General features: G+C 44.2%; 12 protein-coding genes, 1 other RNA gene and 2 other annotated features. Of the genes, 12 read left to right on the top strand and 1 reads right to left on the bottom strand.

The window, feature by feature from the left end; translation table 11 throughout:
- The first annotated feature begins 5 nt into the window (after nt 1–5).
- Genes AC04Q4_RS01725 through AC04Q4_RS01735 form a run of 3 tightly spaced genes read left to right on the top strand, consistent with a single transcriptional unit; the run spans nt 6 to nt 1075 of the window.
- A complete protein-coding gene (locus AC04Q4_RS01725) occupies nt 6–524 on the top strand; it encodes a cupin domain-containing protein (protein ID WP_476388364.1) in 519 nt (172 codons plus the stop codon).
- Between the two features lie 48 nt (nt 525–572).
- Nucleotides 573–890 carry a helix-turn-helix domain-containing protein gene (locus AC04Q4_RS01730; RefSeq protein WP_476388365.1) on the top strand — a complete coding sequence of 106 codons (318 nt, stop codon included), beginning with the start codon at nt 573–575 and terminating at the stop codon, nt 888–890.
- Nucleotides 891–892: 2 nt separating this feature from the next.
- Nucleotides 893–1075, top strand: a complete 183-nt coding sequence (locus AC04Q4_RS01735; protein WP_476388366.1) for a hypothetical protein — start codon at nt 893–895, stop codon at nt 1073–1075.
- A gap of 350 nt (nt 1076–1425) precedes the next feature.
- Here AC04Q4_RS01735 and AC04Q4_RS01740 read toward each other — a convergent pair whose 3' ends face one another.
- Entirely contained in the window at nt 1426–3696 is a 2271-nt protein-coding gene (locus AC04Q4_RS01740; RefSeq protein WP_173739129.1) for a glycoside hydrolase family 3 C-terminal domain-containing protein, read from the bottom strand.
- 282 nt (nt 3697–3978) lie between these two features.
- Between AC04Q4_RS01740 and AC04Q4_RS01745 the strand changes: the two genes are divergently transcribed.
- The 9 genes from AC04Q4_RS01745 to pheS all read left to right on the top strand — a co-directional run bounded on the left by AC04Q4_RS01745 (nt 3979) and on the right by pheS (nt 14067).
- On the top strand, nt 3979–4614 hold the full coding sequence (locus AC04Q4_RS01745) for a VanZ family protein (RefSeq protein WP_476388367.1): 636 nt from the start codon (nt 3979–3981) through the stop codon (nt 4612–4614).
- Nucleotides 4615–4643: 29 nt separating this feature from the next.
- Nucleotides 4644–4910 (top strand) — a binding site (T-box leader).
- Between the two features lie 87 nt (nt 4911–4997).
- A complete protein-coding gene (locus AC04Q4_RS01750) occupies nt 4998–6653 on the top strand; it encodes a 2-isopropylmalate synthase (RefSeq protein ID WP_173739131.1) in 1656 nt (551 codons plus the stop codon).
- Between the two features lie 532 nt (nt 6654–7185).
- Nucleotides 7186–8028 carry a cell wall hydrolase gene (locus tag AC04Q4_RS01755; protein WP_173739132.1) on the top strand — a complete coding sequence of 281 codons (843 nt, stop codon included), beginning with the start codon at nt 7186–7188 and terminating at the stop codon, nt 8026–8028.
- Nucleotides 8029–8221: 193 nt separating this feature from the next.
- Complete coding sequence (gene thrC / locus AC04Q4_RS01760; RefSeq protein ID WP_173739133.1) at nt 8222–9715, top strand: threonine synthase; 1494 nt, start codon at nt 8222–8224, stop codon at nt 9713–9715.
- Between the two features lie 91 nt (nt 9716–9806).
- A non-coding RNA gene (gene ssrS / locus AC04Q4_RS01765) (6S RNA) lies at nt 9807–9984 on the top strand.
- Nucleotides 9985–10043: 59 nt separating this feature from the next.
- Nucleotides 10044–11102, top strand: coding sequence for an aldose epimerase family protein (locus tag AC04Q4_RS01770; protein WP_195456731.1), 1059 nt, complete (start codon nt 10044–10046; stop codon nt 11100–11102).
- A 51-nt stretch (nt 11103–11153) separates the two neighbouring features.
- Nucleotides 11154–11741 (top strand): GNAT family N-acetyltransferase, encoded by a 588-nt coding sequence (locus AC04Q4_RS01775; RefSeq protein WP_173739135.1) that lies wholly within the window; start codon nt 11154–11156, stop codon nt 11739–11741.
- Nucleotides 11742–11765: 24 nt separating this feature from the next.
- Complete coding sequence (locus AC04Q4_RS01780) at nt 11766–12680, top strand: YihY/virulence factor BrkB family protein (protein ID WP_173739136.1); 915 nt, start codon at nt 11766–11768, stop codon at nt 12678–12680.
- Between the two features lie 47 nt (nt 12681–12727).
- Nucleotides 12728–12948, top strand: a binding site (T-box leader).
- 99 nt (nt 12949–13047) lie between these two features.
- A complete protein-coding gene (gene pheS, locus AC04Q4_RS01785; RefSeq protein ID WP_173739141.1) occupies nt 13048–14067 on the top strand; it encodes a phenylalanine--tRNA ligase subunit alpha in 1020 nt (339 codons plus the stop codon).
- Nucleotides 14068–14085 lie beyond the last annotated feature (18 nt).

Raw genomic sequence — 14085 nt, forward strand, 5'->3', positions numbered from 1 at the left:
AGTTTATGGACCAAGAACTATTTAACCCACAGTCTTCTTCCGTAAGTTCCTCCCGAATCCTTTACACCCCATCAACCTTTGCAAGAACATCGCTGCTCCATCTGCAGGAGGTCGGCTCCTTGCAGGCTGTTCACCCACATATATCCCAGAGAGAGGATTTGGTATCGTTTCTTTGCTTTATCGTTCTGTCTGGCGAGGGAGAACTTTCCTACGAGGGGCAGACCTATCAGTTGAGCGAGGGAGACTGTGTGTTCATTGACTGCCGAAAGGCCTACAGTCATTCCACCTCGGATGACCTTTGGTCGCTCCAGTGGTGCCACTTCTATGCACCGTCCCTTCCGGCTGTATATGAAAAATACAAAGAGCGAGGCGGTCGGCCTGTGTTTCATCCAGATGATTTAACACCATTTACATCGCTTCTAACAGACCTCTATAACTTAGCTTCCTCATCTGATTACATACGAGATATGCGAATTAATGAGAAGCTAGGGACTTTACTCACCTTACTGATGGAACAGTCTTAGCATCCAGAGAGTATTACAATATCTCGGAAGCGGCTGGAACTGGCAGCTGTGAAGGAGTATCTGGACGAGCATTACACGGAGAAAATCGCACTGGATGATCTGTCTGAACACTTCTTTATCAATAAGTTCTATCTATCAAAAATTTTTAAAGAATCCTACGGAACTACGGTCAACAGTTATCTCATCTCGAAAAGAATCACCAGAGCCAAGCAGCTGCTTCGCTTTACGGACATGACTGTGGATGAAATCGGTGCGGCAGTAGGAATGGCGGATGCAAACTACTTCAGCCGGATGTTCCGAAAAGTAGAAGGCATAATCTGTATATTTTTGGTCATTCTCTGGATGTTACAGATAAAGATATTTTGAAGATGTTTATTTGTAATGATAATGTTCAGACAAAGATTTTTTATTACCGGGAAAATGAAGATGATAAACGTGCATTAGGAAAATTAATAAAGAATCTTATATTAATGATGGGACAAGATGAATTAATAAAGAGAACAGGAGGAGTAAACAAAACTATTGAATTTATACCTCAGACAATAGAATAAATGATAAACAATAAAAGTGTTTTGAGTGGTGTGAATCGGAATATAAAGGGTGTGTAAAATATGGGAAGATTTGTCAATCCGGATAACAGTGCTTTTCGGAAGGCTTTAAATTCGGAGATATATGTTGATAAAACCGGGCTTTTGGAATATACGAATCTTGGATATGATTAGGTATACCATAAGGCATTTGTACCAAACGAGGAACTCCGCCAGGAATTATCGAAAGCAGTACGGAGAAAAACAGAAAGCTGACAGAAGTGCGAAACCTGTGTCAATGTAAAACCAGGATTCCACTCTGCCAGCTTTTTCTGTCAGTACAATTTTTGAGACTATTGAAGCAATATAAAAAATTATACGAGTTTATTTAATTTTTCAATAATACTCAGAAGTTCCTCCCTGGAAAATCCGCCGAAGCTCATCAGTGCGCGCAGCGGCATGGAGTCGGTCATGGCCAGGGTCATTTCTTCGGAGATGGCTTCAGAAGCTGCTTCGGAGGCAGATTCTTCACCGTCGTTCATGGCAGAGAGATAGGATGCAGTAAGTTCTTTGGCTGTTTCGGAAGTTTTCGGGTTGCGGAACAGTTCACCGAGGGTAGTGTTCATGTGAACATGCATCGGGATCTCCTGGCTGCTGTTCAGCTGGATTTTGCCTTCCAGACGGATATCTCTGGAAGATGCGCCGATAAGGAGCTTATATTCGCCGTTTGCTGCAAACCAGTCGTGAAGATCTGTGTTGTACCATGCAAAGCTTCTTTTATCCAGTTCCATGGTTACAGTTTTGGTTTCGCCTGGCTCCAGGGTAACTTTTTCGAAGCCTTTGAGTTCTTTTTCCGGACGGATCGCGGAATTGGTGCAGTCTTTTACATAGAGCTGCACAACTTCCTTTCCGGCCATATCGCCTGTGTTTGTAACATCAACGGAAACAGAGATGGTATCTTTTTCTGTCGGGTTCCCGTTGGAGATATTCAGATTGCTGTAAGCGAAAGTTGTGTAGGAAAGTCCGTATCCGAACGGATATGCTACATCCATTTCTTTTGTATCATAATAACGGTAGCCTACGAATACACCTTCACGGTATTCGACCTTCTCGCCGCCGCCGAAGTTCAGATAAGAAGGGTTGTCGGACAGCTTAAGAGGCATGGTCTCTGCAAGTTTACCGCTTGGATTTACTTTTCCGTAAAGGATGTTTGCAACAGCAGCACCGCCTGCCTGGCCGCCGAGATATGCCTCCAGAAGGCCTTTCACATCACTAAGCCAGGGCATTTCCACAGGGGAACCGTTGTGGAGAACGATTACTGTGTTTGGCTGAATTTTGAGGATCTCAGCAATGAGACGGTTCTGGCAATTCGGAAGTCTCATGTGGGAACGGTCATATCCTTCGGATTCAAAGCTGTCCGGAAGTCCTGCGAAGATCACAGCTTTATCAGCCTCGCCTGCTGCTTTAAGTGCTTCTGCTGCAAGTGTGTCATCGTAGAGATCTTTGTCTGCAGGGAAACCTTCTGCATAGATAACCTGTGCGTCAGAAGGAACAGAATCCAGCGCATTTGTAATTTTGAAACAGTTGATATGGGAGCTTCCGCCGCCCTGGAAACGTGGTTTTTTGGCAAAACCGCCGATGAAAGCAATTTTTTCATTGGTTTTCAGAGGAAGGATCTGTGCATTGTTTTTCAGAAGGACCATGGATTCCTCGGCAATGCGTTGAGCTTCCTCATGATCCTTTTCCATAGTGAATTCCTGCGGAGCGCGGTTATCAGCGTATTCAAAGATGATGCGTAAGATACGCTCTACAGCCTGATCCAGTATTTCTTCCTTCAGAGAACCGTTCTTTACAGCCTGTACGATAAGTGCGTCATTGGCACCGTTTGAGGATGGCATTTCCAGCTCAAGGCCAGCTTTCAGGCCTTTGACACGGTCATTAACTGCGCCCCAGTCAGACATTACATAGCCTTTGAAGCCCCAGTCACCGCGGAGGACATCTGTGAGAAGCCATTTGTTCTCAGATGCAAAAGTGCCATTGATCTGGTTGTAGGAGCACATGAAGGTGTATGGCTGAGCTTTTTTTACAGCTGTTTCAAATGCCGGAAAATAAATTTCACGCAAAGTACGTTCATCAGCTTCAGAGGAATTGCTCATACGGTGGTATTCCTGGTTATTTGCTGCAAAATGCTTGATGGAGGTTCCGACATGCTGGGACTGTACTCCGTTTACAAAAGCGGCCGCGATTTCGCCTGCGAGATATGGGTCCTCGGAATAATATTCAAAGTTTCTTCCACAGAGTGGAGAACGCTTGATATTTACAGCTGGTCCGAGAACTACGGATACATCATTGGCCTGAGCTTCCCTTCCGATAGTCTCGCCCATTTCTTCCATCAGCTTACGGTCAAAAGAGCAGGCACTTAAAGCAGCAGGTGGGAAGCAGACAGCCTTGATACTGTCGTTCATTCCGAGATGATCGCCTTTGTCATCCTGTTTACGAAGTCCGTGAGGGCCGTCGCTGACCATCACTTCCGGGATACCTAAGCGGTCTACATGTTTCAGATGCCAGAAATCAAGGCCTGAGCACATGCCGGCTTTTTCTTCCAGGGTCATCTGGCTTATGATTTTTTTCAGATCATGTTCCATAAAAAATACCTCCGAGTTGTTTTTTCTTACTATAGACTATAGCATATTATATTGATAAAATATAATAAAAACTTGCTGAAAATAATAAAATATTGCAGTTTTGCAGGTGTGACTCCGGCAAAGTACAGGAAGTATAATTTATTGATAATATTTTGTGGCAAGCCAGAGTAGAAATATATCTGGCTTTTACGGAAGAATTATAGTAATATACGTAAGAAGACCGGGCAGGTCTGTCAGATAAATCTGTGAGAGCTGTTCGTTTAAAAAGAGAGAGGACATACAATGAAAGACATCATAGCAAGTATTATTACAAGTGTACTGACAGCTTTATACCAGCCTTTCTGGTTTTCCGTGATCCTGTCTGTACTGGTATTGTTTTTTTATCTTTTTTCTTATCATAATGAGACAGGAGGGAGAGGGATCAGGGGTGCTTTTTCAGTGTGGTGGCAGTTTTTTAAGGGCAGTGCTTTTTTTCGAAAACTGTTTTTCCTGATTTTTTATACAACCATGATCTTGTTCCGTACGCTGCTGAACAGGGATATGTGGATGAATCCACTTTCTGATGTGATGGGAAACTGGTGGATCTGGAAATATGGAAATGATGGTACCAGAAATCTTACAACGGAGTGTATTGAGAATCTGATGCTGTTTATTCCTTTTACGATTCTGCTGTTTTGGACTGCGGGTAAGTGTATCCTGAAAAAAACAACTTTCCGGAATGCGGTGTGGACGGGATTGAAGATCACGTTTGTATTTTCGCTGTCAATTGAATCTCTGCAGCTGTTCCTGAGACTTGGAACATTTCAGGTTTCTGATCTGACATATAATACTCTTGGTGGAGGTATCGGCGGAGCCGTTTACTGGATGGGATATCGATTGACCGGAAAACGAAAATTTACATTGACAAATCAGCTGTAACATGTTACCCTAGTACCAGTTTCAATAAGTAAAATGCACTGATGAGGAATAGTACACAGCGAACGGAGCACAGAGAGCTGCTGGTCGGTGAGAAGCAGCGGAAGGGATTTGTGGAACTCGCCTCGGAGCATCTGTCCGAAATCTTTTTATAAGAGAGTAGACACAGACGGTGTCCACCGTTATCAGGAGAGGATATAAGAATGTCGCTGACATTCCGTATCTGTTAAGTGTGTGAATTTTTATTCATGAAATAAGAGTGGTACCGCGTAGGACAGCAGTTGTCTTTCGTCTCTTGCAGAATCTGCAGAGCCGGAAGATTTTTTTATGCCTGAAAGTAAAAAATCAAACGATTAATTGGAAACAGAAAATGGAGGAAAACAAAAATGATGACACCATCTAAGTACAAACGTCAGTATTACATGCCGCCTGTTAAATGTATGAAATGGGCAGAAAAAGAATATGTAGAGAAAGCCCCGATTTGGTGCTCTGTAGACCTTCGTGACGGAAACCAGGCACTTGTGATCCCGATGAGCCTGGAGCAGAAGGTTGAGTTTTTCAAGCTTCTTGTAAAGATCGGTTTTAAAGAGATCGAGGTAGGTTTCCCGGCAGCTTCTGAGACAGAGTATGAGTTTCTTCGTACACTGATCGAGCAGAATCTGATTCCTGAGGATGTAACTATCCAGGTACTGACACAGGCCAGAGAACATATCATCCGTAAAACATTCGAGGCTGTAAAAGGTGCTCCGAAAGCAATCGTTCATGTATACAATTCCACATCTGTATCTCAGAGAGAGCAGGTATTTAAGAAATCAAAAGAAGAGATCCTGAAGATTGCAGTAGACGGTGCTGCACTTCTGAAGAAGCTTGCAGATGAGACTGAGGGTAACTTCCAGTTTGAATACAGCCCGGAGAGCTTCACAGGAACAGAGCCGGAGTATGCACTTGAGGTCTGCAACGCAGTTCTGGATGTATGGAAACCAACTGCTGATAATAAGGCGATTATCAACCTGCCTGTAACTGTTGAGCATTCCATGCCGCATGTTTACGCAAGCCAGGTTGAGTACATGTGTGATAATCTGAAATACCGTGAAAATGTCATCGTATCCCTTCATCCGCATAATGACCGTGGCTGCGGCGTTGCAGATTCTGAGATGGGACTTCTCGCAGGTGCTGACCGAATCGAGGGTACTTTGTTTGGAAATGGTGAGCGTACAGGTAATGTAGATATTGTAACACTTGGTATGAATATGTATTCACAGGGCGTTGATCCTAAGATCGATTTCTCTGATATGCCGCATATCTGCGAGGTTTATGAGAAATGTACAGGAATGCAGATCTACGAAAGAAGTCCGTACAGCGGAGCTCTTGTATTTGCAGCGTTCTCCGGTTCTCATCAGGATGCCATTGCAAAAGGTATGCACTGGAGAGAAAACGGCGATCTGGAACACTGGACAGTGCCGTATCTGCCTATCGATCCGACAGATGTGGGAAGAAACTATGATGCAGATGTTATCCGTATCAACAGCCAGTCCGGAAAAGGCGGCGTAGGATATATCCTGGAGACAAAATTCGGCCTGAACCTTCCTCCGAAAATGCGCGAGGCTATGGGCTATGCAGCGAAAGCAGTATCCGACCACAAGCACAAAGAGCTTCATCCGGATGAAATCTTCAGTCTGTTCAAATCTACTTTCGAGAATGTGGTTGAGCCGTACAGCATCAATGAGGTTCATTTCCAGCAGAAAGACGGCGGCATTGTAACACGGGTAACTTCTACATTCCGTGGAAAAACCATTGTCACAGAGGCTGCCGGAAATGGTCGTCTGGATGCAGTCAGCAACGCACTGAAGAAAGCTTACGAGCTGAAATATACACTGGAGACCTATCAGGAGCATGCGCTGGAGCAGAGTTCCACATCAAAGGCTATTGCTTATGTCGGAATCCGTAAACCAGACGGAACTCTTGCATGGGGTGCTGGTGTTGACCCGGATATTATCCGTGCGTCCATCGATGCGCTGGTAACAGCGATCAATAACCGCTGAAAATAAAAAAATATTGTCAAAAACAGTCGGGCAAAATAGCTTGACTGTTTGAAGCTGCAATACTATAATCAGAGCTGTAAAACAAGAGAAGAAATTGTCCTGACAGGCAGATAGAAGTACATTTTTCGGAGATCACGTGCACGATATTCGAAGGAAATGTGAAGTCTATCTGCCTGTTTTTGTGTGAGAGAGAAACATTTTGCCAGGATAAAACCGGTTCTGCGATTCAGAGAGAAACAGCATGTATGTGGATAACCAAGTAATTCCATGTGGATTCAATGTGGAATGAATGTGGAAGAACTGTGGATAACACGAAAATACCTCCGAAGCATGCAGAAATAGGCAAAAAAGCTTGACATAGCTGCTTTTATTAAATATAATTTTCTCATACATTACAGAAATGTTACAGATAAAGTGATGAAAGCAAAAAAAACGTAACGATTCGTATTCTTTTGGAAACAGATAATAATGGGGCTATGAGATCTGATTCCGGAATGATCGTTGCAGAAAATTCAACGCAAGGAATGAGATTATGAAAAGTAAAAAAGATTTACGTGAGGATGCCATAGGACAGGACGATCGTAAAAATGAAAAGGTCAGAGGAAATTCCGTGCGCAGTTTTGCAGTGCTGACTCTGTTCGCGGTGCTGGCGATGGTTATTTCTCTGGGGACAAAAGTGTTTAGCGAAAATAGCAGCGGCAAGGTTTATGCAGCTTCTGATACGAAGGTCGTTTCTTCGGATTCATCGGATGAGGAAGTGGCAGTTCCTACCGGAATTGCAGGAGTTGTTACCGGAGTTTCGGATACACTGTCATCCGGCAGCACTGTCACCAGGATCGGAAGCTCCTGTGAGCAGGTGATCGTAGGACAAAGAGTAAAAAAAGTCGAAAAAACTGCAGCGGATCTCAATGTAAGTTCTTCTATGGAGAACAAGGTAAATGAACTGGATGCAAGATCTATTACACTTGCTGAGAATCCTACTCTGATGTCAGATGAAGATTATGACACACTGCTGCGCATTGTAGAGGCAGAGGCTGGAAGCGAGGATATCAAGGGACGCGTTCTGGTAGCCAATGTGATCATGAACCGTGTAAAGAGCGAGAATTTTCCGGATACAGTAACAGAGGTTGTCTGGGATAACAGCGACGGAGTTCCGCAGTTCTCACCAACCTATGACGGAAGGATTAATGAAGTTACAGTTTCTGATGAGACAAGGGAAGCTGTGAAGCAGGCTTTGAAAGGAACAGATTATTCAGAAGGGGCACTTTTCTTCATTCAGAAATCTGCAGCAGAAGCTCATAATGTGAAATGGTTTGAGAAGGATCTTAAGAAACTTTTCAAGTATGGAGTTCACGAATTTTATACATACAAATAAGAAGTGTATGTTAAGCACAGAAAATACCGCCGGCACCTTAAAGAGGCCGGCGGATTTTTTTCGGGAATTCAGCGTGCGGAGTTACCGGAAGGAATCTTTTTTAAAAGGTGGTGGCATTTTCCGTAATTCCATGCTATAATGTGGTGAAGTTCGAAAGAAACTAATATTTTACAAATAGAAAGGCGGAACACCAATGCAGGTATTGTACAAAAGCACCAGAGGAAAAGAGCAGGCAGTTACAGCGTCTATGGCCATACTGAAAGGCCTTTCTGAGGACGGCGGACTGTTCGTGCCTGACAGCATCCCCAAGCTTGATGTGCCAATGGAGAAGCTGGCACAGATGACTTATCAGGAAACAGCATATGAAGTTATGAGCCGTTTTCTTACAGATTTTACAGAGGAAGAGTTAAAAGACTGTATCAATAAGGCATATGACAGCAAATTTGATACAGAGAAGATCGCTCCTCTTCATGAGGCAGGCGGGGCTTATTTCCTGGAGCTGTTCCACGGCGCTACCATCGCATTTAAAGATATGGCACTTTCCATCCTTCCACATCTGATGACAACAGCTGCGAAGAAGAATAACGTCAAGAATGAGATCGTGATCCTCACCGCAACTTCCGGCGACACAGGTAAAGCAGCAATGGCTGGCTTTGCAGATGTACCGGGAACCAGGATCATCGTATTTTATCCGAAGCATGGTGTAAGCCCTATTCAGGAGAAGCAGATGGTAACTCAGAAGGGGGCAAATACTTATGTTGTGGGAATCACAGGCAATTTCGATGATGCCCAGACTGCAGTTAAGAAGATGTTCAATGATCATGAGATGGCAGCAGAGCTTGACAGGGCAGGATTCCAGTTCTCCTCTGCAAACTCTATCAATATCGGACGTCTTGTTCCGCAGATCGTATATTATGTATATGCTTATGCAACACTGGTACATGATGGGAAGATCGAGGACGGCCAGGAAATCAATGTGGTAGTTCCTACCGGTAATTTCGGAAATATCCTTGCTGCATACTATGCAAAACAGATGGGGCTTCCGATCCATAAACTGATCTGTGCATCCAATGAGAACCGTGTTCTCTATGATTTCTTCCGTACAGGAACATATGACAGAAAACGTGACTTTATCCTTACAACATCTCCGTCCATGGATATCCTGATCTCCAGCAACCTGGAACGCCTGATCTACCGTCTCGCAGGTGAGGATGCTGAGAAATGTGCAGAGCTTATGAAATCTTTAAGCGAGGGCGGTGAGTACACGATCACGGACGAGATGAAAGCACAGCTTCAGGATTTCTACGGTAATTTCTGCAGCGAAGATGAGACTGCCGAGGCAATCAGCGAGACATATAAAGGCAGCAATTATGTGATTGATACGCATACAGCAGTTGCAGCCGGCGTATATAAGAAATATGTAAGCGATACAGATGATCATACACCGACTGTTATTGCTTCCACAGCAAGTCCGTATAAATTTACAAGAAGTGTAATGGAAGCTCTTGGAGAGGAGCATAAAGATCTGGATGATTTTGGTCTTGTAGATGCACTTTCCAGCCTTTCCGGAGTTCCGGTTCCGCGTGCAGTTGAGGAGATCCGTACTGCTCCTGTACTTCATGACAGAGTTGTGGATGCACCGGATATGCCGGATGCAGTAAGAGATATTCTTGCTATTGTTCACTGAACAGTAACCATTAAATAATAAAAATCAGTAAGATCGTGTATTTTCTGTTGAAAAAGCACAAATACTGGTTTATAATAAAAACAACGAAAACCGAATCCTGGAATGTTCGATCCCCCTTTTCTTTTTGAACCTACATTGACATTTTGGGAATCCAAGATCGCAGATTGGATGTCAGACCTCACGTTGTGGTAGGCAGAAGATACTGTTGAGGATACCCACCTAGCATCTGCTAGGCGTCAAAAATAAGGGAACGGCATCCTGGGATTAATCGGTTAAAGACATAGAGCCGGTTAATGGCTCTTTTTTCATATATGGGAGGAATTATAGTATGGGTGTTTCTGAAAGAAAATTTGGAACACTTCCCACAGGGGAAGAAATAAAGATATATCATCTTGAGAATAAGTCAGGAGCATATGCAGAGGTGCTTTCGTTTGGCGCGATTCTGGCGAAGATATGTGTTCCGGATAAGAACGGAGAACTTAGAGATGTGGTTCTGGGATATGATGATATCGAAGGCTATGAAGTGAACGGATGCTTTTTCGGAGCGATCATCGGAAGAAGCGGAAACCGTATTGAGAATGCCAGATTCTTTATTGATGATAAAGAAGTGGTTCTTGCTGAGAATGAGAATCATAATAACCTGCACAGCGGCCCGGATGGTTTTGAGAAGAAGCTCTGGGAGGTAAAAGAAATCTCCCAGGAGAAGAACAGTGTGGACTTTTTCCGTATCAGTCCTGACGGAGAGAACGGATTTCCGGGAGAGTTTACTGTTGTTGTGAAATATGAGTTTACAGAGGAGAATGAACTGAAGATTATTTACAGAGGACGTTCTGATGTGGCTACTGTAGCTAATATGACCAACCATTCCTACTTTAATCTGAATGGAGAGGGAAGCGGGAATGTGCTGGATCAGGAAGTCTGCATCCATGCGAAATATTTCACTCCTGTAAAAGACAGCCAGTCAATCCCTACAGGGGAATATGTATCTGTTAAGGGAACACCGATGGATTTTAATGTTTCCAAACCTATCGGAAGAGACATTGAGGCTGATTTTGAACAGCTGAAGCTGACTGGCGGTTATGACCACAACTATGTGACAGACAATTATGCAAGGGGAAATGTACGTGCCATTGCCAGTGCATACTGTAAGGAGTCAGGTATTGGAATGGAAGTTTCTTCAGATTGTCCGTGCGTGCAGTTTTATGCAGGCAACTTTATTATAGACGAGAAGGGGAAGAAAGGGCATGTTTACCATCAGCGTGACGGATTTTGCCTGGAAACACAGGTTGAGCCTAATGCAGTAAATGTGGAAGATTTTCATTCTCCGATTCTGCGTCCGGGAGAGGAATACAGTTCCGAGACAATTTATCGGTTTTTTGTAAAATAAATGCTGCCGGTCTGGAGGAAGGCAGTGAAAGAAACAGAGGTATGAGGAGCAATGCAGATACGTGTAGCCGGAGAAAATGATGCAGCAGTACTTGTGGAGATCTATTCTTACTATGTAGAGAAGACAGCAGTCACATTTGAGTATGAGACGCCTTCCGTGGAGGAATTCGCGGGAAGGATCCGTGATATCCAGAAGAAATATCCATATATTGTGGCAGAAGAGAACGGAGAGATCCTGGGGTATGCCTATGGTTCTGCCTTTCATCCGAGGAGTGCCTATGGATGGTGTGCCGAGATGTCCATTTATGTGAAGCATGACAGAAGGGGAATCGGTGCAGGTGGAAGGCTTTACCGCGCTCTGGAGAGTCTTCTGGCTGAGATGGGAGTGCTCAATCTGAACGCCTGCATTGCAGTTCCTCAGAAAGAGGATGAGTACCTTACCAATGCCAGTGTGGATTTTCATAAACATTTTGGATACAAGAGAGTGGGAATGTTCCACAGATGCGGCTACAAATTCAACCGCTGGTATCATATGGTATGGATGGAGAAGATGATTGGTGAGCATAAGAGTGTGCAGCCGGAAGTGAAACCTTTTCCGGAGATCCAGGATAAAATCTGTTTTGATCGCTTTTCCTGGTAAAAAAAGAAACTCGAGGGGGTCAGCATGGACGAGGATAAAAAGAAGCGAAATGTGATTCAGCTCATGCTGGGATTTGTGAGGCGGGCCAACGGAGATCATGTCAGTGCATATGCTGCCCAGGCGGCGTACTTTCTTATTATGTCGTTTATTCCGTTTATCCTGTTTCTTACAACACTCATCCGCTATACACCATTAAGCTACAATGTTGTCCGGGATGCAATCGTAGGATTCGTCCCGGGAAATCTTCAGACATTTGTGCTGAGTATTGTGGTTGAGGTATATAAAAGAAGCACTGCGATCGTACCATTGTCTGCTCTGATGGCACTGTGGGCATCCGGAAAAGGAATGCAGGCCATAACTAATGGCCTGAATACAATCTATCATGTGAAGGAGACACGAAACTGGCTGATGAACAGGATATATTCTGTTTTTTACATGCTGCTGTTCGTTTTGGCCATTATTGTCAGCCTTCTGATGCTGGTTCTCGGAAACAGGATACAGGTGGCAGCGCAGAAAACAATTCCTATTCTTGGAAGTCTGATGGCGAAGATTATGGGAGCCAGAACACTGCTGGTGTTTGCAGTTCTTATTGTGGTTTTTCTGGTTCTTTATAAGGTGCTGCCTAACAGGAAGGCAACTTTTAAGAGTCAGCTGCCGGGAGCTTTTATCATTGCAGTGGCCTGGCTTATTTTTTCCTACGGATTTTCCCTGTATTTTGAATTTTTTCCGAATTTCGGAAATATGTATGGAAGCCTGACAGCACTGATCATGGTAATGCTGTGGCTTTACGTGTGCATGAACCTGATTCTTTATGGCGCAGAGATCAACGCGTACTTTGAAAATGAGTTCCGCAGAGCACAGAAATCTGTCAAAATACTGCTTGCCAAAAGAGAAGCGGAGAAGAATGCTGACGAATCCAAAGATTCCAAAGAATCCTGATTTGCGCTTGACAGAAAGCAGACCTTGTGGCATAGTATTAAAAGACAGAAAAAGCTGTGAAGGTGCTAGAGAGGATTATTTTCTCACAGAGAAGGGAAGTCATCGGCTGTAAGCTTCCCCGGGTTCAGATGATCCTTGAATTTCCCACCGGAGCTTCCTCTCTGAAGTAGCAGTAGGAGATGACGTGTGCTGCGCGTTAAGCAGTCAGGAGATGCCCGTGATTTTTTTACGGGAAACTGGGTGGTACCGCGGATATTCCGTCCCTTTTATAAGGGACGGTTTTTTTATTGCCTGATTCCGGATTTTTCAGATCAGGCTGTGTATCATTTGAACATTTAAATTTTAAAGGAGAAATAAGACCATGGATATGAAAGAAAGACTTCAGGAACTGGCTGAGAACGCCAGAAAACGGATCGAGGAATCCGAGGGCCTGGATAAGCTGAACGATGTGCGTGTTGCATATCTTGGAAAAAAAGGTGAGCTTACAGCAATCTTAAAAGGTATGAAAGATGTCGCTCCGGAGGAGCGTCCGAAGGTTGGTCAGCTTGTCAATGAGACAAGAGCAAAAATCGAGGAGCTTCTGGAAACTTCCAGGAAAGAGTTTGAGGAAAAAGTCCGTGAGGAGAAGATGAAAGCAGAGGTTATCGATGTAACACTTCCTGCAAAGAAGGCAAAGATCGGTCATCGTCATCCGAACACTATCGCTCTGGAAGAAGTTGAACGTATCTTCATTGGAATGGGATATGAGGTTGTAGAAGGTCCGGAGGTTGAGTATGCAGACTATAACTTTACAAAACTGAACATCCCGGAGAATCATCCGGCAAGAGATGAGCAGGATACTTTCTTTATCAATGATTCCATTCTGCTTCGTTCCCAGACATCACCGGTTCAGGCACGTGAGATGGAGAAGGGCAAGCTTCCGATTCGTATGATCGCACCTGGACGTGTATTCCGTTCTGATGAGGTGGATGCAACACATTCTCCTTCTTTCCATCAGATCGAGGGTCTTGTTATTGATAAGAACGTTACTTTTGCAGACCTTAAGGGAACTCTTCAGGAGTTTGCAAAAGAGCTGTTCGGACCGGAAACCAAGACAAAATTCCGTCCGCATCACTTCCCGTTCACAGAGCCAAGTGCAGAGGTGGATGTATCCTGCTTTAAATGCGGCGGAAAAGGCTGCCGTTTCTGTAAAGGTTCCGGCTGGATCGAAATCCTTGGCTGCGGTATGGTTCATCCGAATGTTCTCCGTATGTGCGGAATCGATCCGGATGAGTATACAGGATTTGCCTTTGGTGTAGGTCTGGAGCGTATCGCACTTCTGAAATATGAGATCGATGATATGCGTCTTCTGTATGAGAACGACAGCAGATTCCTGAAACAGTTCTAAAACAGCTGAAGATCCTTA

The sequence above is a fragment of the Blautia sp. HA8986 genome, from assembly GCF_056504635.1.